At 42.7% G+C, this 23,067-nt stretch carries 19 protein-coding genes and 3 pseudogenes; 14 read left to right on the top strand and 8 right to left on the bottom strand.

All coding sequences use genetic code 11. From position 1 onward, the window contains the following. The first annotated feature begins 1 nt into the window (after position 1). The 5 genes from ACJSDX_RS05990 (at position 2) to ACJSDX_RS05970 (ending at position 6,960) form a co-directional block, all read left to right on the top strand. The gene (locus ACJSDX_RS05990; RefSeq protein WP_407993918.1) at positions 2-1,120 is read left to right on the top strand and encodes a hypothetical protein; all 1,119 of its coding nucleotides are present in this window, start codon (positions 2-4) and stop codon (positions 1,118-1,120) included. Further along, the gene (locus tag ACJSDX_RS05985; protein ID WP_407993917.1) at positions 1,117-3,057 is read left to right on the top strand and encodes a carbohydrate binding domain-containing protein; all 1,941 of its coding nucleotides are present in this window, start codon (positions 1,117-1,119) and stop codon (positions 3,055-3,057) included. Before ACJSDX_RS05990 ends, ACJSDX_RS05985 begins: the two co-directional genes overlap by 4 nt. Positions 3,058-3,690: 633 nt before the next feature. Then, on the top strand, positions 3,691-4,443 hold the full coding sequence (locus tag ACJSDX_RS05980) for a WecB/TagA/CpsF family glycosyltransferase (RefSeq protein WP_407993916.1): 753 nt from the start codon (positions 3,691-3,693) through the stop codon (positions 4,441-4,443). A 298-nt stretch (positions 4,444-4,741) separates the two neighbouring features. Next, on the top strand, positions 4,742-5,218 hold the full coding sequence (locus ACJSDX_RS05975; RefSeq protein WP_407993915.1) for a GDP-mannose mannosyl hydrolase: 477 nt from the start codon (positions 4,742-4,744) through the stop codon (positions 5,216-5,218). 290 nt (positions 5,219-5,508) lie between these two features. Beyond that, complete coding sequence (locus ACJSDX_RS05970) at positions 5,509-6,960, top strand: mannose-1-phosphate guanylyltransferase/mannose-6-phosphate isomerase (protein ID WP_407993914.1); 1,452 nt, start codon at positions 5,509-5,511, stop codon at positions 6,958-6,960. Between the two features lie 89 nt (positions 6,961-7,049). Here ACJSDX_RS05970 and ACJSDX_RS05965 read toward each other — a convergent pair whose 3' ends face one another. Continuing rightward, entirely contained in the window at positions 7,050-8,219 is a 1,170-nt protein-coding gene (locus tag ACJSDX_RS05965; protein WP_407993913.1) for a glycosyltransferase family 4 protein, read from the bottom strand. Positions 8,220-9,341: 1,122 nt separating this feature from the next. Here ACJSDX_RS05965 and ACJSDX_RS05960 point away from each other — a divergent pair. From ACJSDX_RS05960 to ACJSDX_RS05940, 5 genes are all read left to right on the top strand, one after another. Beyond that, complete coding sequence (locus tag ACJSDX_RS05960) at positions 9,342-10,880, top strand: lipopolysaccharide biosynthesis protein (RefSeq protein WP_407993912.1); 1,539 nt, start codon at positions 9,342-9,344, stop codon at positions 10,878-10,880. After that, entirely contained in the window at positions 10,870-11,865 is a 996-nt protein-coding gene (locus tag ACJSDX_RS05955; RefSeq protein WP_407993911.1) for a nitroreductase family protein, read from the top strand. The genes ACJSDX_RS05960 and ACJSDX_RS05955 overlap by 11 nt, the downstream gene beginning before the upstream one ends. Positions 11,866-12,037: 172 nt before the next feature. After that, a complete protein-coding gene (locus tag ACJSDX_RS05950; protein ID WP_407993910.1) occupies positions 12,038-13,114 on the top strand; it encodes a polysaccharide pyruvyl transferase family protein in 1,077 nt (358 codons plus the stop codon). Positions 13,115-13,222: 108 nt separating this feature from the next. After that, on the top strand, positions 13,223-14,350 hold the full coding sequence (locus tag ACJSDX_RS05945; protein WP_407993909.1) for a polysaccharide pyruvyl transferase family protein: 1,128 nt from the start codon (positions 13,223-13,225) through the stop codon (positions 14,348-14,350). 49 nt (positions 14,351-14,399) lie between these two features. After that, positions 14,400-15,425: a glycosyltransferase family 2 protein gene (locus ACJSDX_RS05940; protein ID WP_407993908.1), complete on the top strand. Its 1,026-nt coding sequence runs from the start codon at positions 14,400-14,402 to the stop codon at positions 15,423-15,425. Here the strand turns inward: ACJSDX_RS05940 and ACJSDX_RS05935 are convergent. From ACJSDX_RS05935 to ACJSDX_RS14345, 3 pseudogenes are all read right to left on the bottom strand, one after another. Beyond that, positions 15,380-15,502 (bottom strand): annotated as a pseudogene (locus ACJSDX_RS05935) (IS1595 family transposase); the annotation flags it as partial. The gene ACJSDX_RS05940 and the pseudogene ACJSDX_RS05935 overlap by 46 nt on opposite strands. Positions 15,503-15,548: 46 nt before the next feature. Then, a pseudogene (locus ACJSDX_RS14350) lies at positions 15,549-15,700 on the bottom strand (IS3 family transposase); the annotation flags it as partial. 20 nt (positions 15,701-15,720) lie between these two features. Continuing rightward, positions 15,721-15,920, bottom strand: a pseudogene (locus tag ACJSDX_RS14345) (DDE-type integrase/transposase/recombinase); the annotation flags it as partial. A gap of 77 nt (positions 15,921-15,997) precedes the next feature. Here ACJSDX_RS14345 and ACJSDX_RS05930 point away from each other — a divergent pair. Continuing rightward, a protein-coding gene (locus tag ACJSDX_RS05930) for an IS3 family transposase (protein WP_407993907.1) occupies positions 15,998-17,145 on the top strand; the annotation gives its coding sequence in 2 pieces (ribosomal slippage) (positions 15,998-16,244 and positions 16,244-17,145; 1,149 coding nt in all). 174 nt (positions 17,146-17,319) lie between these two features. Here ACJSDX_RS05930 and rfbD read toward each other — a convergent pair. From rfbD to rfbB, 4 genes are read right to left on the bottom strand one after another with little or no spacing between them, the layout of a single operon-like run. After that, positions 17,320-18,231, bottom strand: coding sequence for a dTDP-4-dehydrorhamnose reductase (rfbD, locus tag ACJSDX_RS05925; protein WP_407993906.1), 912 nt, complete (start codon positions 18,229-18,231; stop codon positions 17,320-17,322). Next, positions 18,231-18,779, bottom strand: coding sequence for a dTDP-4-dehydrorhamnose 3,5-epimerase (rfbC, locus tag ACJSDX_RS05920; protein ID WP_407993905.1), 549 nt, complete (start codon positions 18,777-18,779; stop codon positions 18,231-18,233). The genes rfbD and rfbC overlap by 1 nt, the downstream gene beginning before the upstream one ends. Next, the gene (gene rfbA, locus ACJSDX_RS05915) at positions 18,779-19,657 is read right to left on the bottom strand and encodes a glucose-1-phosphate thymidylyltransferase RfbA (protein WP_407993904.1); all 879 of its coding nucleotides are present in this window, start codon (positions 19,655-19,657) and stop codon (positions 18,779-18,781) included. The genes rfbC and rfbA overlap by 1 nt, the downstream gene beginning before the upstream one ends. Continuing rightward, entirely contained in the window at positions 19,654-20,751 is a 1,098-nt protein-coding gene (gene rfbB, locus ACJSDX_RS05910; protein WP_407993903.1) for a dTDP-glucose 4,6-dehydratase, read from the bottom strand. Before rfbB ends, rfbA begins: the two co-directional genes overlap by 4 nt. A 176-nt stretch (positions 20,752-20,927) precedes the next feature. Here rfbB and galE point away from each other — a divergent pair, with 176 nt between their 5' ends. The 3 genes from galE (at position 20,928) to ACJSDX_RS05895 (ending at position 23,040) form a co-directional block, all read left to right on the top strand. Then, positions 20,928-21,932, top strand: a complete 1,005-nt coding sequence (gene galE / locus ACJSDX_RS05905; RefSeq protein WP_407993902.1) for a UDP-glucose 4-epimerase GalE — start codon at positions 20,928-20,930, stop codon at positions 21,930-21,932. A gap of 174 nt (positions 21,933-22,106) precedes the next feature. Beyond that, complete coding sequence (locus ACJSDX_RS05900; RefSeq protein WP_309566589.1) at positions 22,107-22,586, top strand: hypothetical protein; 480 nt, start codon at positions 22,107-22,109, stop codon at positions 22,584-22,586. Positions 22,587-22,596: 10 nt separating this feature from the next. Next, on the top strand, positions 22,597-23,040 hold the full coding sequence (locus ACJSDX_RS05895) for a PEP-CTERM sorting domain-containing protein (RefSeq protein WP_407993901.1): 444 nt from the start codon (positions 22,597-22,599) through the stop codon (positions 23,038-23,040). Positions 23,041-23,067 lie beyond the last annotated feature (27 nt).

The raw sequence follows: 23,067 nt of genomic DNA, 5'->3' as shown, positions 1-23,067 counted from the left end.
TATGGCTACTATTGTGCAAAATTCAGTGCAAAAAGACTCTCCTTTACTATTGCGGAATATTATATTTGTAATAGGGTTGATGCTGGCATTGTTATGTTTAACCTTGCCATTCTTGAGATATTTGTTTTTCACTGTGCCATTTCTTGTTTTGATTGCTGTGCTGGCAGACGGCAAGATCAGAATTGGAGAGGAGGTTAGGCCTTTTCTTGCATTTATTTTGGCTGGATTGATCCTATCACCCTTAGGTAATACTGAGGGTATTAAAGATCTTTTTTTTACGTTCTCTGGAATTTCTATATCTTTGCTTTACGTTATACCGCGGGTAAAGTTGTGGACAATATTTAATATCTTCTTTGTCGGGTCTTTTATTTTCTTTGGGTTGTCTGGTGCCTTAACAGGTGGTTTCAGTTTTGATATTGCGACATCTGAATCTTCTTTAGAATCCCCATTTGCATTTGTGTTTGGTTTGTTGGCCCCGTTTGCACTGTTTGAAAAACGGTATAGATTGTTTATTTTGTGCATATTAATGGCTTTACTTTGCTTGAAGCGAATTGCATTGCTTGGCGCATTGGTATCATGTTTTTTTGTTTTTTTTGGTGAAAAAAATGGTCGTTATTTTCTGAACGCATGGGTTATGGTGCCATTGAATGTAATTTTTTTAGTAATGCTTTTAATGTATGGTATGGGCGGGTTTGATTATTTCATTTATGAATATACTCAGCAAAGCGCAGATCAACTTGGAATGGGGCGCCAACAGTTATTGTCTTTGCCAGCAAAAGAAATTTACGCTCACCCAGAACAATTTATTTTTTGGGGTCAAGGTCCTGGGGCATCGTATGAATTATCTAAGTATGTTATTGGAAATGCAGAGAAAGTTAACTTACATAGTGATCTTGTAAAATTATTTTACGAATATGGACTGCTGTTTTATATCTTGATGATATCTTTGATGTATACAGCAAGAAATTACGTTACAAGAGTTGGTTTTCTTTTTTTAAATATATTATTTTTGACTGATAACACATTAATATATTATTTCTTGCTTTTCATTTTTATTTGTTGTGTCAGATCTGTAGGTTCTAATGTAAAAGAGTCAAGATTAACTGGGAGTAGATCATGAGACGTATCTGTGGGGCAAATGCTTTTTTCAGTATGATCTTTTTTCTATTCTCGCATTCCACTCTTGCAACTCCTGCTGAGGCTCGATGGGTAGTTAATTCATGGGGAGGGGCATCACACTCCTACTTCAAAACAGATGCCACTTGCGGGCTACGTGAGGGCAGTTCCTCTACTTCATTTATGGTGCGGAGTCGAGGGACGGGTGATGCTGAACTGATAATACCAGGCACACTTAGTCAGCATGATGCTTATGAAGTCAGTGTTTGGGTGAAGGCTGATAAAGCGGCCAAAGTCAGGCTTTATTTCCGTCGGGATGGGGCACATTATGAGACTGCCGCAATCCAAACAACTAATGTTACCACTGCGTGGAAGCAAATTAAGCTTAAGGGAATTTATCCTTTGAATACAGTGGGTTCTGTGAGGCTGGGATTGGATGATGTCAACGTAAAATTGTGCATCAATGGAGCTATATTCGCAGAGGTAGACCCTTCTTCTGTTGGTAATGTTGCAAGTGTTCCAAATATTCAACAACTCGCCATTGTCGATACAACTCCCCTTAATCAAGGAGCAGAGACTCGTCCTGGGGTGGGTGGCAATGTGGTTGGTGGTGGTGGTGGGACTTTCTCTGGCATAAATAAAACTGCTTCGCCAATCGCTCCTAAGCCTGCGAGTTCTACTTCAACGACCAATCAAACTACAACTACAACAAGCACATCTCAGTTGCCTTCGTATGCTGCCAAACCGATTGATAACAGTTTTTTCGGAATTCATATCAATAAACTAGGTGTGCATTCAACGTGGCCTAGCTTCAACCCTGGTTCAATAAGACTATGGGATACTGGAACCACATGGGCTAATTTGCAGCCTTATAAAGGACCTATTCAATGGTCAAGCTCTGTTCATGCTAAGCGTTTGGATATGTATGTGGATTATGCGTTACGTAATAATCCAGATGTACAAATCATTTATACATTAGGCATGACCCCAGACTGGGCTGGTAGTAAACATGCTAAGTCTTGCAATAATTATCCTTATGGGCGCTCTGCATGCACTATGCCTGTCAATACCGATGATTGGCGTAATTATGTGAGAGCACTAGCTACGAGATACAAAGGTAAGATAAAGGTATGGGAGCTATGGAACGAGGCTGACTATTGGGCATTCTGGGATGGTGGTGCAGAAAACATGGCAACTCTGGCCAGAGTTGCATATCAGGAATTAAAAGCGATTGATCCTACTAATCAGCTTATCGGACCAAATGTTACTAGCTATGGGATGTCGTTTCTTTCCCAATTTTTGGCAGTAGGTGGTGGCAATTATATAGATGCTATTAGTGTGCATGTTTATATAGGTCGGTCGACTGATTTGTCAACTGGAATCTTACGGAATCTGCGAGCAATGCTGGATAATCATGGCCTTGCTAAAGTGGCCTTATGGAATACTGAAGCTAACATTACTTGCAATTCTGTATTGGAGGATTGCAAATCGATAGCGGATGGAGGTAATACTTCAGCTGAAGATGCCTTGGCGCAGGGAGTAATTAGTAATGCGGCGCTCAAAATTGCTAACTTTAGTTTTTATACTTGGGAAGGTGCCTCGCTTCAATATGGCGGTAAGCCCATGGTGGAAGCTAATTATTCAACGCCAACCGCATTGGGCCGAGTATATGGCATAGTTAAGTCTTGGCTCTTAAATAGCTATGCGGACTATGTGCAATTTGACGTAAATGGGCTAAATCAGGTAAGGGTAGAAAAAAATGGTAAGGTTGCGTTGATTCTTTGGACAACAAAAAGTAGTTTTAATCTGGATGTGACTAATCAACCCACCTTAACAAACTTTGCCTATGCTGGAGATAATTTTGAGCAGAAGGTTACTCGTGGAATGGTGATGGTGAGCCAGACCCCGGTTATTATTTATCCTGATGGGTTTTCTAGATAAATTATTAGAGATATTTCATCTTGTTGTATTTGAAGCTGAAGTGATTTATTAGTTCGTAAGAAAATGACAGCCATGAAAAGGATAGGTTATTATTCTCAATCCTAGCAATTCGCCGCTTCTGTTTTTGATGAGTTTTATTGTTATTGAGCTAGTTGAGGCCTAAGTCTTGGTCTTTAATCTGTATTGGTAAATACTCTATACTACTGTTCAGTTTATTTTTCTAGAATGCCACTATAGTTCTTTTTTACTGCATATAAAAAAGCTTTGTATCTGTATCCGTTACGAATTTGTTGGCAGATGACTATGTTTTGTATAAGTTGAGAATTGGGTGTGTTTTAGCGCGAAGAAGTTTTATAGTGGGTAATTTTACTGATGTAGTCACAGCTTACATGGCTGCTCTACCTTGTCGTAGATAAGAAAACATTTTTTTGTATTTGAATAATATTTAGTTTCTATTTAGGAATTAAATTGTTAATCCATAATTTATTTAAAGTGACTAATAAGTCTCCTCTGATATAGTTTTCCTGTTTATTGTACTGTACTGCCATGTTAGAGCGCTTAGTAGCATCGCTATCCTGGGTTTTTTTAGCTGCGCTTAGTGCCTTGATGAGGTATGCGTTGCGGAGAAATTGAATGAATGTGTTGAGAAAAACGGTGAAGGTGCTTGCAGCCGATATTGATGTTATTACTTGGCAGCAAGCAATTTCAAGAATCTCAAGTTGGGCAACTATTCACCAGAGTGCTTATGTGTGTATTTGCAATGTACATTCTGTGGTGTCTGTTACACAAAGTCGAGAATTTGAGGATATAGTTAATCAAGCCGACATGGCTACGCCTGATGGAGCACCGGTTGCCTGGATGATACGCAAACAGGGATATGGTCATCAGGAGCGTATAAATGGTCCTGACCTGATGTGGAAATATTGCGCTCATGCCGAGGCAACCAGTGAGTCAATTTTTCTCTATGGTGGTACACAAACTACGCTTGATATTTTGAAAGAAAAGCTGGCTCAACATTTTCCTCAGCTCAATATAGTTGGTATGTATTCCCCACCTTTCCGCCCACTGAGCGCGGAAGAAGATCAGTCTATAATCAGCCAAATTAATAAGTCAGGAGCTGGTACCGTCTGGGTGAGTCTCGGCTGCCCAAAGCAAGAGAAGTGGATGGCTGAACATAAAGGAAAAATCAATGCTGTTATGATAGGTGTAGGAGCTGCTTTTGATTATCATGCAGGGACTATCCTGCGAGCACCTCTCTGGATGCAAAGAAATGGTTTGGAGTGGCTACATAGATTGTGTTCTGAGCCTCGGCGGTTGTGGAAGCGGTATTTAGTGACGAACTCCTTGTTTGTTTTTCATGTGCTGAAAAATGTCATCGGAAAATAATATCTTGGGCCTCGAAAGATTATTTGAGCTCACAGGCTAGCCATTTTATTAGTTGTGGTCTCGGCTATGTTGTGGCTAGGTAATCACCTAGTAGGAGTGAATGATATAACGTGTTATTTGCTAAACGCGATGTAATTGGTGTTGTTAAGGGGCTTGGTGTGAGATTTATGCCTTGGGAGGATCCCTCTTGTTATATTTTGTTGTAATGCTGATTGCTGAGTTATATCGCCTCATTCTGATTAAGAAAATTGTTTTTTCAAAATTCTCTGTTTTCGACAAATATACTAACTAATCAATCATGATTCATTCTAAAGAAAAATTTTCAGCTATGGTTGATGCCATGCCTTTGGTTTCCGTCGACTTGATAATATATCAGCATGGCAAGGCGTTGCTGGGGCGACGCTTGAACAAGCCTGCTCAGGGATTCTGGTTTGTACCTGGTGGACGGATCATGAAAAATGAAACGATTGCAGCAGCTTTGTCTCGAGTTATACAAACGGAGTTGTCGATTGTGAATGAGCTAAATGCTTATGATATCAAGCCCGAGCTGATGGGAGCCTATCAGCATTTTTATAAAGATAGTTTTGCCGGTGATGTTGGTATTACAACGCACTATGTTGCGCTGGGGCATCGCATTGATTTGCCAGGCACGATTGAGATAAAGCAACATGACAATCAACATGCACAATTGAAGTGGTGGAGCATAGAAGAGTTGAAATCCTCTCCTGAGGTTCATGCATACACTAAAGATTATTTTTCTTCCCCATCACATTAATCGTCGCTGAAAAAGTAGACATGCTCAATAAAAGCTAAAGAGATTGAGGTGATTGTTTCATGAGTCTGTGATGGTGGAGCCGAATTTTTAATTCTAAGATATTGAATGATTTGAAAACCTTCAAATGCTATTCCTGTGTGATTGTTTCTAATCTACCGCCCGCAGATTTTAATGATGTTAATAGCAAAGTGTTTACGCGAGCCCTATTTGGTCGCGACTAATACGCTGGCCCAGGTACTTCTGGCTGGTGTGATCCCATTTCAATTAGATAAATATAAGATGAGGGCAAGATGTCAATTGCTATCGTACCTGTAGTGCTTTGTGGTGGTTCCGGTACCCGGTTGTGGCCACTTTCGCGTGAAAAATATCCCAAGCAGTTGCTGAGTCTGGTCAATGATGACTCCTTGCTACAAGCTACTTTGCGTAGAGTTCAAGGGGAGGGCGTGGCGTTACAGGTCGGAGCGCCTTTGGTTATATGTAATGAGGAGTATCGCTTTGTCATTGCTGAGCAATTGCGCTTGATGGGCGTCTCTGGGCGAGTCATACTTGAGCCTGTAGGGAAAAATACAGCACCAGCACTTACCGTGGCTGCGTTGGAAGCTACGCAAGATGGGCAAGATCCTATCCTGCTTGTCATGCCTGCTGATCATGTCATAGTCGAAACTGCGATTTTTCAAAAGGCTGTTAAGTTGGCTGCCACGCAGGCAGAGCAGGGAAATATCGTTACATTTGGTATCGTGCCTGATAGTCCTGAAACTGGCTACGGCTATATCCAAAAGGGGGAGTCACTCATAGAGGATAATACTGCGTTTAAAATTGCACAGTTTGTTGAGAAGCCAGATCTGCAAACAGCAGGACGCTATGTCGATAGTGGTGAATTTCTCTGGAACAGTGGGCTGTTCATGATGCGAGCCTCAGTTTGGTTGCAGGCTATGATGCAATGTCGGCCAGATATTCTGCAAGCAGTACAACAGGCTTGGGAGCAGAAACAGGATGATGGTGATTTTGTCCGTGTTGATAAAGTTCTGTTCTCTAGTTGTCCGAGTGACTCCATTGATTATGCCGTCATGGAGCGGGTTGCCAATGCTGAGACCTCTCTACCTAAAGGCGTGGTGGTTCCCTTGGCTGCTGGTTGGTCTGATGTAGGAGCCTGGGACTCCTACTGGAAAGTACTACCTCAAGATGACGAAGGCAATGCTAGTAAAGGTGATGTTGTGTTGACCGGATGCGAGAACATATTAGCGCTTTCCTCTAGCCGCTTGGTGGCTTGCGTGGGGGTCAGCAATATTGCCGTCGTCGAAACCTCGGATGCTGTTTTGGTGATAGACAAAAACCAGACCCAGGAAGTCAAAAAAGTGGTTGAGTTACTGAAAGTGCAAGCAAGGCCGGAAGCGCATCTGCATCGCAAAGTGCACAGGCCTTGGGGTTGGTATGACAGTATAGATATGGGAGAGAGGTTCCAGGTCAAGAGGATTGTTGTCAACCCGGGAGCTACACTATCATTACAGATGCACCATCATCGCGCTGAACACTGGATTGTCGTGACCGGCACTGCTGAAGTTACGCGTGGAGATGAGGTTTTCCTTGTGTCGGAAAATCAGTCCACCTATATTCCACTTGGTGTAACTCATAGATTAGCCAATCCAGGAAGATTGCCATTAGAAATGATAGAAGTGCAATCTGGAGCATATCTTGGGGAGGACGATATTGTTAGGTTCAATGATCAATACGGACGTTCATAGATGTATAAATTCGATTAATAAGGTTGTTTTTCTCATAAGATATTAGCAGGTGAGGTGTTTTGCATGTGGTTGAAATCGTTTAGGTAACTTTATCGATTTGCAATGGCGGCGTTATAGATGGATAGTAATTCTTCGTAGTTTTTATTCGAGGTGTATCTTTGCTCATAGCGTTGCCGGGCACGCTTCCCCATTTCCTTGATTTTTTCGGGATGCTGGATAGCCCATTGAAGTTTGGCCGCCAAATCTACAGCATCACCTGGGTTAAATAGTAAACCTGTTACACCATCTTCGACCAATTCTGCAAGGGCGCCTATTCTGCTTGCAATGATAGGAAGGCCACAAGCATAAGCTTCAACAACTACCATTGGGAAACCTTCATACCAAACACTTGGCAAAATCAGTGCATTGGAGGCGTACATCCAGGCGCGTACATCATTACTTTTTAGATTTCCCAAATATTTAACAAGATGTTCGGATTGTGTTATTCGTGGAGATAATGGCCCATCTCCTGCTATTGCAACTTGGATTTTTGATTGACTAATAGTGCTATGGCGTTTTTCGAGTGCAGATAGTAATACGCCAATTCCTTTTTCCTCCGACAGGCGTCCAACAAATAAAAATCCAGTGCGTTCTTGTTCGGGAGGTTTCTTTATATCAACGAAGTTAGGTTTAACCGTGAGAAGGTATGGGTCAATACCAGCCTTGATAAATTTACTGATGGAAAATTGACTTAGCAGAATGAAGCGACTAACTGTGCGATTCCATGTGCCAAGGCGCTTGTGGATGGCAATCATGAGAGCCAACATGAATGTTCCAATATATGATCCTCGGTAAACCTTTTTAGGAATAGTCCACCAAGGTCCTTCTTCCAAACTTTTCTCTGTTACTTTGCCGTCATGCATCAGTAATGCAGTAGGACAAATTAGGCGATAATTATGCAATGTTAATACAACAGGTGTCCTATTCGCCTTACAGGCATAAAAAACTGCTGGTGAAATTAATGGAAAAAAATTATGTACATGGACAATGTCAGGATGAGTTTTTCTGAGTATTTTTCGAATACGGAAATATGAGGTTGGTGAGAATATTACTCCAAGAGCTGCATTTATTTTTCCAGCAATACCACGTACTTCATTATTAGAGACTAGATGAAGCTCAACATCATGTCCGTGCTGTTGCAATAATGCTATTTCATTTTTGACTACACTATCTTCTCCTCCTGCCAATTGATAAGCATTGTGTACGATCAGAATTTTCATGATTTCTCCGTGGTTAAGAATGGAGTGCTAAACAGGGATTAACAAATTTAGTTGATTGCTAAATCGTAATAGCCCGCCCAGTACCAGTACCAAATTTGAGCAAATTTTATTAAGATAAATGTTTACTCATGTTAAATGCACACTTAATAGGATAAGCGAATTTTTATCTTCTCTGTGATCCGCAAGCCACTGCCGTCACTCCTGCGAGTTTAAGCGGCAAGCCGTTCTCGAATTTATCAGTATTGCATCTGTCGCAGGGGGTGGCATGGCATATGGCTTGAGTACGAACCATTTTATAACTAGTGTCGGCAATATTGGTGTGGGTAATTGGACAACACATCAGAGGTGCTGGTTGTTGCCCATATATTTCAATCCTCATCCATCAAGCCAAGCACAAACGTGGGTGAACTGCTCTAGCCCTATAACCCGATGGTGGTATCGAATTGCATCTGAGCGCAGTAAGAATTGTGGAGCATGATGTAGCTTATGTCCAGATGCTGCAATATCTGCTTGTCATTTTACAGCAGAGTCTGCAGAGTTCAGGCGGCTAAAGCGAATACCTCAGTCTAGGTTTTCATGTTCAACGCCAAGTTGGAGGATTGATACTTATAACATTATATGAATCGGTCAATCACTTGGGTGGCAAGCATACGAGTAACAGGTTCAAGCATGCAGGGAGGGCACAAGCCGTAATTGCACACACACTGGTGCGGTAATAGTCGCGATAGGTAAATATCAGTTCATAATTAGCCCATAGCAGACATGGGATTGGCACACTCGTAGCGTGCCCAATCCAGAACCAGCGTATTGCCACCTTTTCTGGCTTTACTGTTGCGTGAGTGACACTCATGAGCTGAAGCTAAAGTGTATCTGACACATGGGCGCCTGTAGAGCGTTAGGCAGGCCGGACTTCAGTCAAGATAAAACTGTCTCATGCCTGAATGTTATTGATAAGTTTGATCAAAAAAGGGAAAATGCCAAATCAGGGATGCCAAAGCTATGCTGGCTTTGGATGGAAATATAGAACTAATATGCGTGTTCATAAAGTTTTAGCATCTTAATGTTCTCCTAGCTACTCTCTTTTTTTCTATATGTCGCCTATAAATAGGCATGAATATCAGAATGTCCACAAATCGTAGAATCGTTAAAAATACCTTAATCCTATATCTAAGGTTGCTCCTCACTATTGGTTTTTCTCTTTATGCCGTTCGTATTGTTCTGAATGCTATGGGGGTTGTTGACTTCGGTATCTTTAGTGTGGTGGGAGGTATTGTTACTGTATTTTCTTTCTTGCCAGCTGCGATGGCATCTGCTACGCAACGATATTTTTCTTATGCCCTTGGTGAAGGGGATCATGAAAAGTTACGTGTTTTATTTAGTATGAATCTCTTGATATATCTTGCGATAGGTATTTTTGCATTATTTGCTCTTGAAACCATAGGGTTATGGTATGTGACAGAAAAACTGAATATACCTGTTTTACGTAAAGAGTCTGTTGTTCTGCTTTATCATTACACAGTTTTTTCTTTTATGTTCAGTATGTTTTCATCTCCCTTTATAGCTATGCTTATATCTTATGAGGATATGCGCACATATGCATATATTTCTATCGCTGAGGCAGGCTTTAAATTATTAGCAGCAGTGCTATTGTTGGTTTTTGAGTTTGATAAGTTAGAGTTATATGGATTGGGTTTGCTGTGTGTATCTATCTTGATTACATTTGTTTATGGTTGGGTTTGTATAAGGCGATATCCTGAGTGTCAAGTTAAAAAGATATATTGGGATTCGATATTATTGCGTGAAATATTGAGTTTTACAGGTTGGATGCTTTTTAATTCATTTTCTACTGTCGCAAGGACTCAGGCTGTTACAATTTTATTAAGTCAAGTCTTTAATCCTGTTGTCGTGGCGGCTCGTGCAATTGCACTTCAAATAGGAGGGCAAGCGATTATTTTATCGCAAAACTTTAATACTAGTTTATATCCTCCTATTGTTAAATATTATGCTGCTGGTAATACGAAGGAGTTATTTTCTTTAGTTAATATGGGATCAAAAATAACATTCTTTCTTATGTGGTTAATAGCATTGCCACTATTTATTGAGATGGAGTTTGTGCTAACGCTTTGGTTGGAGAAGCCTCCTGCTGAGGCAGTACTTTTTTCTCGATTAGTTCTGCTTGAGGCTCTTATTACATCGATTAGCTTACCGCTAATGACCGCGGCAAGAGCAACGGGAAATATACGGCTCTATGATTTGATTCTGAGTACCATGCAGCTGCTTATCTTTCCTGCTTCATGGTTTGCATTAAAGTTATGGCCTATGCCTTGGCTGGTTTTTGCTGTAGCTATTGTTATGAATATTCTGATGTTTATTCCACGCTTGCTAATAGTTAGGTATTTGGTTGGCATCTCTATTGCAGACTATGTGAGAAAGGTGATCGTGTCTAGTATTATAGTAAGTGTGACTTCCTTAATACCTGTGGTTATTTTACGTAGTCTGTTACCTTCTAGCTTTTTGTTCTCCTTAATCGTCATGATTGCGGGAGTTATTGTTTCAATGGGTTGTATTTATCTTTTGGGGATTGATGCAGAGTTGAGGCGTAAAATAAATATGTTTATTTATGCTATTTACTCTAAAGTTAAGGAAAAATATGAGTTTTAAAAAGTTAATACCAGCACAGTTAAAATCTATCCTAAAGCCATGGATTATTCCATTTCAATTCTTGAAAGTAAGTGCTTATGATGTTTACAGATTCCTACGTTATTCAGGAATCCATTGGCGTACTTCTAAATCAGAAGTTAGTCTTGGGGCGCAAATTACTAAATGCTATCATATAATTGAAAAAGGACTCGCTCTTCCTGAGCCAAGGCCTGGCTTTGGTAAAGAGGCAATTAAGAATCTATGTGCTCAACTAGAATATGCGATTAATAACAATATTTGTGCAAATGAAGTAACATTAGCTATGGATGCTTTGCATGGCTATGCTGATTTTAATGCTGGCAGTGGTATTAAAGCATCTGAGCATATCAATCGAGTATTAGATCTTGCTGAGCGTAAAGGTTTCAACATTACTGGGAAACCAGTTAAAGAGCCGGAAAGGCTTTCTGATGTCGGTACTGATTATATAAAATTTATAACTAGTCGTGTCTCGGTACGTAATTTTTCTAATGAGAGTGTTCCTGAAGTTGTGTTGGAAAATGCGGTGAAAGCCGCACAGCATGCACCGTGTGTATGCAATCGACAGGCTGGAAGAATATATTTATTACGGGGTGAAGAAGAGAAGCATCGCGCATTAGCACTACAGAATGGTAACAGGGGGTTTGGCAGTGAAGCATCTGTAATTGCAATAATTGCAATGGATATTTCAGAAATGTTGGAACCTACAGAGCGTTACCAACATTGGATTGATGGAGGAATGTTTGCTCAGAATTTTTTATTGGGAATTCATGCTCAAGGATATGGGGCATGTCCCTTGAATTGGTCTTCATCCATTGGGAACGATTTAAAACTTCGAAAGTTAGGGTATGTAAAACCTGAAGAAGTTGTGATTATGATGGTGGCCGTTGGACGTTTGAAGGGTGAATATAAGGTTGCGCGTTCAGAGCGAAAGCTACTAGATAATATTTCACATACGATAAATAAATAAGATGATTATTAAATTATATGAACCAGTTAGAAATTATTTAGGTAAAAGAAAGCTGGTGGGCGAGAGTTGGTGTCAATAAGTTTAATATATAGTTGTTAAGTGAGGCTGTACGAAAATCCTATGTAATGGTTTTGCTATGTAGTTAAAAAATTTGCTAATTTGGATAGTTAAAGTGAAAATTGGAATTCTTACTTTTCATTGCGCGCATAACTATGGCGCAGTACTACAAGCCTATGCATTACAAGAATATCTAAAATCGTTGGGGCATTGTGTTGAGGTGATTGATTACAGGCCTGAGTATTTGGTGAAGCCATACCAACAACGGTTTATTTATTACAATAATCTTATTAAACTTCTTGGGCAGCTCTTGTGGATCCCCTCAAGAATTTTACGGTCAAGAAAATTTGACAGATTTATAGTAAGTAATCTTGACTTATCACCTTTCCCTTTCAATGCTAAGGAGATGATTGATAAGAGTTATGATGCTTATGTTTTGGGTAGTGATCAGATATGGAATGCAAGCATAACTGGGGGGGATCCTGTTTTTTTGGGAGATTTTGATAGAAATGAAGATTCAAAAATTATCTCATATGCAGCAAGTACAGAAGTGCAAAAACATGGTGAAAATGTAAATTTTTTAAATCAAGCTAGCTATCTTGCAAATTTTTCAGCTATTAGTGTTCGAGAGGATATATTTAATAAGCAAATCCAACCATATCTAAAGAAACCAGTGCAGACCGTATTGGATCCAACACTGATGGTTGATTCATCTATTTTTGATTCTCTTATAGTAAGAAAAAAATCATCAAAATATATACTTGTGTATTTAATGGCGGATGATGTAAATGTTTGTGATGTAATTAGGTCTATTAAAGGGGTGCTTGATATCGATAAGGTAATTAGGCTTAGAGGCCATGTTGGTATCGGTGATTTACTAAATAAATATGCATTAAGTGGGCCGGAAGATTTTGTTGAGTTGTTTTATAACTCAGATTTTGTGATTACTACATCTTTTCATGGTACTGCATTTGCTATTCTTTTTAAGAAGCAGTTTGTTAGTGTCGTGAGTGAATTCCGTGGAAGCTATAGAATTAGTAGTCTATTGCAAGCATTAGGGCTAGAAGATCGAATGGTCTATTCTATAAATGACATTCCTAAAAGCAATATTAATTACGATATTGTTGAGTCTCGGTTAAAAGAGTTGCAAAAAAAGTCTAGAGATTTCTTACATCAAGCTTTGGCAGAGTAGAGTTTCTAGATTGGTTTTTTTAAATTTTATTGTAATTGTCGGCCTGTAGACACTGTGATGCATATGTAATGATTCATTGGTCTTTGGTATTTTTAGTGTGGAGAAATTATGAAAGTTGCTGTGCTGTCGACATATGCTTATGCAAAAGAACATGAAAATTATGGTTCGGCGTTGCAATATTTTGCTTTGCAAGAGTTTTTGAGAAAAAATGGATATGAGGCATGCTGGATAAGATATGATCCAAGTGTTAAAAAAATTATATCTACTGATAATATAAAAAAACTATTTTCACCAAAAACTGTAATTAGGTTTGTAAATAACCGTATAGTAAAGTTTGGGCATAAAAAGTACCCTCGTAACTTCCAAGATTTTTTCATATCTAATTTAAGGCTTAGTGAAAGAATATATGGCGATGTTAATGATTTAAAGCAAAACTATCCTGATGCTGATGTATATATTGTTGGTTCTGATCAGGTTTGGACGGTTGCAAATGAGATAAATTTTTTGGATTTTGGACCGCCAGGAGTAAAAAAAATTTCATATGCTGCAAGTGGTGCTTGGCAGCGACTGTCTCACGACTGGTATGTCTTAGCAGCGAAATATTTAAGTGGATTTTCAGCTATATCAGTTCGCGAGGAACAAGGATTGGAGCACTGTAAATTGGCGGGAATCTGTGATGCTGTTAGTGTTCTGGATCCTACTTTTTTATTGCCTGCTTCTGATTATTTAAATCTAACACGCAATCTTTCTTCAGATGATGATGAAGTGTTGTTGTGCTATTTTTTGAATATTCGCCGACGAAGTTCTTTACCCTGGAGTGAGCTTGTTAATTTTTCTTCGAGTGGTGGGTTGAAGTTAAAAGTGATTCCTCTTCAGGGCGCAGAAAGTTGTATACCTAAGGAAAATCTATTTATACCTAACATTCCCCAGTGGATTAAAAGCTTTTCATCTGCTAACTGTATAGTTACAAACTCATTCCATGGAACGGTTTTTTCTATAATAATGAAAAGACCATTTCTTGTCGTTTTGCAAGATGGCTACACTGCGACTGAGAATAGTCGGTTTATTTCTATTCTGAGTAAATTGGGGCTTGAAAATAGAATTTATAATAGTGAATCTAGTAAAAGTCTTCGTGAGTGTATGCATGAACCAATTGATTGGGATAATGTGTCTATGAAATTAGACTATTTACGTAAAACGAGTGCGGACTGGTTGTTAGAAAGCTTGTGTCAATGATGGGTTTTTCTGTTGTATTACGTGATGAATTAAAATAAGAGGTTTTATTTTGAGTAATAATTTAATTAATCCTCTGATATCAATTGTTCTTCCGACATATAATGTTGGGGAATATATTGACAGGGCTTTGCAGTCTTGTGTTCATCAGACATTCTCTAGCATTGAAATCATAGTTGTTGATGATTGTGGTACTGATGATTCTATTTTTCGAGCAAAAAAGTGGGCAGAAAAAGATAGTCGTATCAGGATTGTTGAAAATGTAAAGAATTTGGGAACTTATCATGCCAGAAGAGTGGGAGTTGAAAACTCCATTGGTGAATATATTGTATTCCTAGATCCTGATGATGAGTTGCGCTTGGATGCTATTTCGCTAATATATTCTTCTGCCTCAAAATATGAGGCTGATATAGTTTTCTTTAATTGTAGAGATATACCAAATTTAAAATGGTGGTCTAATAAACCCCAAACACCAATTGTTGACTTGGGCAGCAAAGATATTGCTAGAGCTGTCTTGAAAAAGAAAAATATCAATTTAGGTACTCCAGGTAAAGCCTTTAGAAAAGATCTGCTAAAAGAAACTTTCTTAATATTAAATGTTAATGTAGATGAAAGACTCATTTTTGCCGAAGATGTTTTATTGCTTTCTGCAATGTTAGTCTTATCTAGGAAGGCAGTAACCATTAATGAGGGGATTTATTTTTATTATAGAAACTCTAGTTCGGTTACAATGAAGAGAGATAATCAATCTTTATATTTTAAGATTGAGCAAATTAATAAAGTTCTTGAGAGTTTATATAGGTTGCCTGCTTCTTTGAATTCTGTATTAAGTTCGGAGAGTATGAACTTTCTGATTAATTATATTTCGAGAAGATTAGTTTCAGATAAGAGTTATATATATATGACTATTCATAAAGAAATATCTGATGCTCTGTACTTTGAAAATCTGATTGAGCGATTAAGATGCTTTTTATCTGTTGCTGATTTAGTTCGCTTGTTCAGTTTTTCAATTGGATTAGGCATTAGGAAACTAAGGAGAGTTTTTCTTAGAAATTTGAGTGTCTCAAAGTTAAGATAGTCATAGCGATGGTTGAATCGGAATTCGCTCTCTTTTATGTGCAAGTAAAATGTGTGTTTAGTAACACTGTTAAACTTTGGACTACCCACGGTTTGATAGCCTTTTTCTGCTGAGTCATTGCTCTTAAAATACCTCAGAGCTCATACCACCTAGGTTAGTAGGCCTGCTAGCCCTGTTATAAAATACCTCAATATAATCTATATATATCAGCACGTGCCTTATCCTTATGGATCGTACATATGAGTACGGATTCTCTCTTTCTTTAAGCTACAAAAAAGGATTTTGCCACTGTACTTTGTACCTAGTCTGAATGAATGATCATCTGCCCTGTTAGTTTCCTTCTCCAGACTGTTATTAGTGATTGCAATTAGTATGATCTCCTTGGCGAGTGTCGATTTCATTGATCAGCCGATCACTTTACGTGAGAATCAATTCAGCATGACTCCAAGATATAGCACACTCTTGGAAGGTGCGGATGTAAGTAATGTCCGTGACCCTTATGCATGACAAACTGAATCGCCCCGGAACCAGTAGACGCTCCGAAGCCTTAAACTTAGGCAAAAGGAGAAGTCATGAGCAGCAAGCGTTACCCGGAAGAGTTCAAGATTGAAGCGGTCAAACAGGTCACGGATCGTGGTCATCCCGCCTCAGAAGTGGCGAGTCGATTGGGCGTGTCGTTGCCGACCCTGTACGAGTGGCTGAAGCGTTACAGCGTGCCCGAGGTTGAGCGTAGCGAGTTGCAAGGCCAGGCGGCAGAAATTCGCCGACTCAAGGCCGAACTGAAGCGGGTCAGCGAGGAGCGCGACATCCTAAAAAAGGCCGCAGCGTACTTCGCCAAAGAGTCCCGGTAAGGTACGCCTTCATTCAATCCCATGAAACGCAGTATCCGGTGCGCCGGCTCTGCCACATGATGGCCGTTCATCCCAGCGGCTATTACGCTTGGAAGGCCGAACCCGTGTCGCCTCGTCAGCAGGATGATCAACGACTGCTGGGGCTGATCAAGCAATCCTGGTTGGAGAGCGGTGGCGTCTATGGTTATCGCAAGATTGCACATGACCTGCGCGATCTGGGCGAGCGCTGCGGCAAACATCGGGTTTATCGGTTGATGAGGCAGGAAGGGCTGCGGGCACAGGTGGGCTACCGTCGTCGGGCCGGTCGCTACGGCAAGCCCGCGGTCGTGGCTGAGAATCAGCTGGAGCAGAAATTCGATGTCGAAGCGCCCAATCAGGTTTGGGTGACAGACATCACCTATATCCGAACCAACGAAGGCTGGTTGTATCTGGCCGTGGTACGGGACCTGTTCTCGCGTCAGGTCATCGGGTGGTCGATGCGCTCGCGGATCGATAGCGAACTGGCGATCAATGCCTTGCTGATGGCGGTCTGGCGGCGAAATCCCACGGCGCCCGTGATCGTCCATTCGGACCAGGGATGCCAGTACAGCAGCCACAACTGGCAAGCCTTTCTGAAAGCCCATGGCCTGGTGGCCAGCATGAGCCGACGGGGAAATTGCTATGACAACGCTGTCGCTGAGAGTTTCTTCCAGCTACTCAAACGGGAGCGAATCCGCCGCAAAACCTATCTCGACCGCGAGGAAGCTCGCCGGGAGGTCTTCAACTACATCGAGATATTTTATAACCCGAAACGTCGCCATGGTTATGCAAACGACGTTTCTCCGGTAGAGTTCGAAAATCAGTATTTCAACCGGCTACGGAGTGTCTAGAAAAGCCGGGGCGATTCAACGCCGGCTTGGTAAGCCTAGGCATCCATTGCTCTGCCGGCAAACTCCGATCCGTTGTTCACGGTGATGGACCGAGGCCGGCCGCGCTCTCGGCGAGCCGGCCAAGCTCACGCGGTGAATTAATTTTCTCAAATGAATTTATTGATAGCTTTATGATCAACGAGTCATTGATCTGCAAAGTTCAATCTCTTTTCGTAATGCATCTTGCCATTTAGGAAGTGTAAGCCTGAAGTCGGTATATATCTTAAAAGTACTAAGTGTTGAATTGCTAGGTCTTTTTGCGGTAGTTGTATATTCTTTTGCAGATATACCTATTACTTCTTTTGATGTGCTTGCATGAGGGGGTGAAGGATGTGCTGGGAATTCAAAGTAAAGATTTAATATTTCTTTTGCAAACTCAAACCATGTGGTATGTCCTTCATTAACAAAGTGATAAATGCCGTGTTGGTGCCCAGTGTGCCATTGGCGAAGAATTTTTGTTGTGTATTCTGCAATGGAAGAGCTAGCTGTGGGAGCGCCAAACTGATCAGAAATAATGCGTAAGGATTTGTTCTCTTGGGCCAATTTTAAGATAGTACGCATGAAGTTCCTACCATATGCGCCATAAACCCAGCTAGTTCTGAAAATTAGATGTTGACCTGCTATGGCTTGGATAGCTTTTTCTCCGGCAAGTTTACTGGCACCATAAACGTTGATTGGGTTGGGTTCGTCCGTTTCAATGTAGGGTGTGGTTTTTGTGCCGTCAAATACATAATCCGTTGAGTAGTGCACGAGCAGTGCGTTCAGTTTTTTCGCTTCTTCTGCAAGAATTCCTGGAGCTATACCGTTGATCGCATGGGCAAGCTCTGGCTCTGACTCTGCCTTGTCTACTGCGGTATATGCTGCGGGGTTGACGATCAGGTCTGGTTTGATTGTTCGTACGATGTCGCGGATATGGTCAGGCTTTGACAAGTCCAGCTGATCACGGCCGAGTGCGATGACTTCCCCCAGGCTTTGTAGTTTGGGATAAAGGGCGTGGCCTACTTGGCCATTGATGCCAGTGAGCAGGATTTTATTGAAGGTCGCCATTATGCAAACAGCTCTGCTTGGTTAATGCTGAGGCCTTGTTGGTCCTTGGTTGACAGTAAAGGGGCAGCGCCTGTATCAGGCCATTGAATACCAATTTCATGGTCATCCCAACTGATACAGCGTTCGTGCGCAGGCGCATAGAAGTCTGTGGTCTTGTAGAGGAACTCGGCTGTTTCAGACAATACTAGAAAGCCATGAGCAAAGCCTGGAGGTACCCACATTTGCTTCTTGTTCTCGCCGGAGATGTATTCTCCAACCCATTGTCCAAAAGTCGGGGATGAGCGGCGGATATCGACTGCAACATCAAAAACCTCGCCGGCAACAACACGAACAAGTTTGCCTTGCGCTTGTTCGATCTGGTAATGCAGGCCTCTCAATACACCTTTGATTGATTTTGAGTGGTTATCTTGTACAAAGTCGAAGTGCTGACCTACTGCTTGCTCAAATACCTTTCGGTTGAAGCTCTCGAAGAAAAAGCCGCGATCATCCCCGAATACTTTGGGTTCAATAACGAGGACATCAGGGATAGAGGTTGGGATGATTTTCATTAAAAGATTTTTTCTTTCAGCATTCTGATCAGGTATTGACCATAGCCATTCTTGAGGTAAGGCTGGGCGATTCTTTCAACATCTTCGGCACTGATATAGCCTTTACGGTAGGCAATTTCTTCTGGGCAGGCTACCTTGAGGCCTTGTCGTTTTTCTATGGTTTCGATGAAGAGGGAAGCTTCCAGAAGAGATTCATGCGTACCCGTGTCCAGCCAGGCATGACCACGGCCCATCAGCTCCACGTTGAGTGTGCCTTGGGCTAGATAGGTTTTGTTGACGTCGGTAATTTCAAGCTCGCCACGTGGAGATGGTTTGAGGCTGGCGGCAATGTCTACTACGCGATTATCATAGAAATACAGGCCGGTGACGGCATAGCGCGATTTGGGTTCCTTGGGCTTTTCTTCAAGGCTGATGGCCTGTCCGGCATCATTGAATTCCACTACGCCATAGCGCTCAGGGTCGTGCACAGGGTAAGCAAATACGGTGGCACCATCCTGCCGTTTGCCTGCATGTGCAAGATCATGTCCAAGGTCGTGCCCGTAAAAGATATTGTCTCCCAGGACAAGGGCGCTTGGACTGTTTCCGATGAAATCCTTGCCAATGATGAAAGCCTGAGCCAAGCCATCTGGTGACGGTTGGACTGCGTAAGTGATGTTAATGCCCCATTGGCTGCCGTCACCAAGCAGTTGCTCAAAGCGTGGCGTGTCCTGCGGGGTGGAAATCAGCAGAATGTCGCGTATCCCTGCCAGCATGAGTGTGGACAAAGGGTAGTAGATCATGGGTTTGTCATAGACCGGCAGCAATTGCTTGGAGACAGCTTGCGTGACGGGATACAAGCGTGTGCCGGAACCGCCGGCGAGAATGATGCCTTTTCTCATGCTGCGCTCCCGCTATATTGCTTGCTGACCCAGTTGCGGTATTCACCGCTGGTAACATTATTAACCCAGGCTTGGTTTTGCAGATACCACTCCACGGTTTTTCTGATGCCGGTTTCAAAAGTTTCTGCAGGCTTCCAGTTCAGCTCACGTTCAAGCTTGGTTGCATCAATGGCATAGCGCCGATCATGGCCTGGGCGATCTTTGACGAAAGTAATTTGCTCCTTGTAACTCTTGCCATCCGCTTTGGGGCTGAGTTCATCAAGAATGCTGCAGAGAGTCTGCACCACGTCGAGATTGGCTTTTTCATTCCATCCTCCCACATTATAGGTTTCACCCAACTTGCCTGCTTCCAACACGCGGCGAATAGCGCTGCAGTGATCCTTGACGAATAACCAGTCGCGGATTTGCTGGCCATCGCCATAGATGGGCAAGGGTTTGCCAGCCAAGGCATTGAGCAGGCAAAGTGGAATCAGTTTCTCAGGGAAATGGTAAGGGCCATAATTATTGGAGCAATTGGTCGTCAGCACCGGTAAACCATAAGTGTGGTAGTAGGCGCGTACCAAGTGATCTGAAGCTGCCTTTGATGCTGAATAAGGGCTATTAGGTGCGTAAGGTGTAGTTTCGGTAAATGCCGGGTCATTAGGCCCGAGAGTACCGTAAACTTCATCCGTGGAAACATGCAGAAAGCGGAACTGAGGTTTTTCTTTTTCTGCTGGATTGGCTTCTGCCAAGGCATTCCAGTAGGCGCGTACTTCTTCCAATAGATGAAAAGTGCCGACAACATTGGTTTGGATAAAGTCTTCAGGACCATGTATGGAGCGGTCAACATGGCTTTCGGCAGCGAAGTGGATAACTGCTCGAGGTTTGTGTTCCGCCAGCAGTTTTGCGACCAATGCTTGATCGCCAATGTCTCCATGCACAAAGATGTGATTGGGGTTGTTTTCAATCTCTGACAAATTTGCTCGATTGCCTGCGTAGGTCAGTTTATCTAAGTTGACTATTATGCCAAGGTCGGCCTTGACCCAATCCAATACAAAATTGCTACCGATAAAGCCAGCGCCACCAGAGACGATGACAGTATTTTTAAGTTGCATAAGCGAAGTTTATTAATTTGCTAAAGTTATTCCTGCGTGATTCTAAAGGATAGCATTGTTTGCGGGAGCATTTAATTCATTACTTTATGATATGTTGGCAATAGGTTTTTATTGTAGAGCTTGCATTAACTGCAATGCATTAGATGTTTAAACTTAAACTAAGCAGGATTTATTGAATGATTTTAGTAACAGGCGGTACAGGTTACATAGGTTCCCACGCATGCGTGGAGTTGATTAATGCGGGTTATGAGGTGGTGGTGCTGGATAATTTCAGCAACAGTCAGGCGCATATGATCGAACGCATTCAGCAGATCACGGGCAAGGTGCCTGTACTGGTTGAAGGGGACGTGCGCGATGAAGCGTTGTTGCGTGACTTGTTTTCCAAGCACCCGTTCAAAGCGGTGATGCATTTTGCCGGGCTCAAGGCGGTGGGTGAGTCGGTTGCCCAGCCTTTACGCTATTACGATAACAACGTGGCGGGCAGCGTCACGTTGCTGCGCGTCATGCAGGCATACGGCGTCAAGCAGTTTGTCTTCAGTTCTTCCGCCACCGTTTATGGTGATCCCGCCAGCGTGCCTATTCGTGAGGACTTCCCGTTGTCTGCGACCAACCCTTACGGAGCGAGCAAGCTGATGGTGGAGGATATCCTCCGTGATTTGGCAGCTTCCGATCCGGAGTGGCGCATTGCCATCCTGCGTTACTTCAATCCTGTTGGAGCGCATGAAAGCGGCCTGATCGGCGAGAACCCGAACGGTATTCCCAACAACCTCATGCCTTACATCACCCAAGTGGCGCAAGGCCAGCGCGAGTATCTCTCTGTGTTTGGCAGTGACTACCCGACGGTGGATGGCACTGGCGTCCGCGACTATATCCATGTGGTGGACCTGGTGGTCGGTCATTTGCGCGCCCTGGAGCGGCTGAACAAGGAGACGGGGGTGTTCACATGCAACCTCGGCACTGGTCAGGGATATAGCGTGCTGGAGATGATCAAGGCCTTTGAAGATGCTAGCGGCCGTACTGTTCCTTATCAATTGGTTGCGCGCCGCCCAGGCGACGTGGCGGCGAGTTATACCGATCCCGCATATGCCGAACAGGCATTGAATTGGAAAGCGACGCGCGGCATCGGGCAGATGTGCGTGGACAGTTGGCGCTGGCAGCAAAATCTCGCCCAGAAGAGCTAATGTTGTGCGGGAAAGCGCTGTTTTTGAGTTGGCGTGATGCTTGTGGTGCAGGTTTTTTTTCAGTCTACATCATCAACTTTTCTAACTTGTTGATTGACATGGTAATTTTTTGATATAAATTTCTGGCCTGCTTATTGCTTATCCTCTCTGGTCTTTACCTTGATGGGAGATGTAATGATGAAACGCTTTGTAATGAAGTGGTTGGTAGGTGCACTGATGCTGGTCATGATGACAGCAGCCAATGCAGCTACCAAGGTTGATGAGGTCGGCTATCTTTACGCTGACGGCGGCTTGCCTAGTGATGCTGTCTTTTCTCACAACCTTGATGCGGGTGTTTATGAGTTGTCCTTGCTGGATTACGGGTTTCCGGTTGCATTTGTAGACGGAAGCTTCGGCATCAGTATATTCAGCGGGGCCACGCTTATCAGCACATTCTATGGTTCCGGCACTTTCCTCCTGCCGGAGCTGACTGCCGGTTCTTATCTGTTCAGTGTGTTTGGCGATGCTAACAATGGCGTTGGAGTCGGCTCTTTCGGCTTTACCGTCTCATTGGTGCCGGAAGCTGACACTTGGGCGTTGCTTTGCGTAGGGATAGGCTTGTTGGTGGCTTACACCTCACGCCGCAGAACGCCTGCTATTTCTGATAAAGCATAAGGACCGGATCATGAAAAAATTATTGAATGCAGTCAAATATCTGCTGGTGGCATTGACCTTCTCTGGCAGCATGGCGGCGCAGGCCGCACCGGTGTTCGAGGTGGATGCCGCGACCACGATCCCGGGTATATACAAATACAATGTGGCATTGCTGGCCGGCGATTATTCACTGACGCTCGAGGACGTGGACAGCAGCTTTTCCTGGCTGGGCGTGACGATCGGGCAAGGCGCAACGCAATTCGGCACCTTGAACTTGCTGGGCAGCGTGGACGAGGGTGTATTGAATTTCTCCATTGCCAACACCGGCATTTATACCGCTTTGCTGTTTGCCCAGGGTAGCATCGGTCCTGTCAACCTGGCGATTACTGCCGTGCCTGAGCCGGAAGTGGCCGCCATGCTGATGGCCGGGTTGAGCCTGGTTGCCTTTAGCGCGCGGCGCAGGCGCAAACTGTAATAGCGTCCGACATCCAGTCATTGTAAG

This window comes from Methylobacillus draconifructus, assembly GCF_045984355.1.
GTDB classification, from domain to species: Bacteria; Pseudomonadota; Gammaproteobacteria; order Burkholderiales; family Methylophilaceae; genus Methylobacillus; species Methylobacillus flagellatus_A.
Note: the sequence above shows the minus strand (reverse complement) of the source record. Positions and strands in the feature narration are given on the sequence as shown.

Bases quoted from the DNA above. Each gene is read 5' to 3' on its own strand.
- ACJSDX_RS05990 (WP_407993918.1), top strand. From the start codon at position 2: ATGGCTACTATTGTGCAAAATTCAGTGCAAAAAGACTCTCCTTTACTA.
- ACJSDX_RS05985 (WP_407993917.1), top strand. From the start codon at position 1,117: ATGAGACGTATCTGTGGGGCAAATGCTTTTTTCAGTATGATCTTTTTT.
- ACJSDX_RS05980 (WP_407993916.1), top strand. From the start codon at position 3,691: ATGAATGTGTTGAGAAAAACGGTGAAGGTGCTTGCAGCCGATATTGAT.
- ACJSDX_RS05975 (WP_407993915.1), top strand. From the start codon at position 4,742: ATGATTCATTCTAAAGAAAAATTTTCAGCTATGGTTGATGCCATGCCT.
- ACJSDX_RS05970 (WP_407993914.1), top strand. From the start codon at position 5,509: ATGTCAATTGCTATCGTACCTGTAGTGCTTTGTGGTGGTTCCGGTACC.
- ACJSDX_RS05965 (WP_407993913.1), bottom strand. From the start codon at position 8,219: ATGAAAATTCTGATCGTACACAATGCTTATCAATTGGCAGGAGGAGAA.
- ACJSDX_RS05960 (WP_407993912.1), top strand. From the start codon at position 9,342: ATGTCCACAAATCGTAGAATCGTTAAAAATACCTTAATCCTATATCTA.
- ACJSDX_RS05955 (WP_407993911.1), top strand. From the start codon at position 10,870: ATGAGTTTTAAAAAGTTAATACCAGCACAGTTAAAATCTATCCTAAAG.
- ACJSDX_RS05945 (WP_407993909.1), top strand. From the start codon at position 13,223: ATGAAAGTTGCTGTGCTGTCGACATATGCTTATGCAAAAGAACATGAA.
- rfbD (WP_407993906.1), bottom strand. From the start codon at position 18,231: ATGGCGACCTTCAATAAAATCCTGCTCACTGGCATCAATGGCCAAGTA.
- rfbC (WP_407993905.1), bottom strand. From the start codon at position 18,779: ATGAAAATCATCCCAACCTCTATCCCTGATGTCCTCGTTATTGAACCC.
- rfbA (WP_407993904.1), bottom strand. From the start codon at position 19,657: ATGAGAAAAGGCATCATTCTCGCCGGCGGTTCCGGCACACGCTTGTAT.
- rfbB (WP_407993903.1), bottom strand. From the start codon at position 20,751: ATGCAACTTAAAAATACTGTCATCGTCTCTGGTGGCGCTGGCTTTATC.
- galE (WP_407993902.1), top strand. From the start codon at position 20,928: ATGATTTTAGTAACAGGCGGTACAGGTTACATAGGTTCCCACGCATGC.
- ACJSDX_RS05900 (WP_309566589.1), top strand. From the start codon at position 22,107: ATGATGAAACGCTTTGTAATGAAGTGGTTGGTAGGTGCACTGATGCTG.
- ACJSDX_RS05895 (WP_407993901.1), top strand. From the start codon at position 22,597: ATGAAAAAATTATTGAATGCAGTCAAATATCTGCTGGTGGCATTGACC.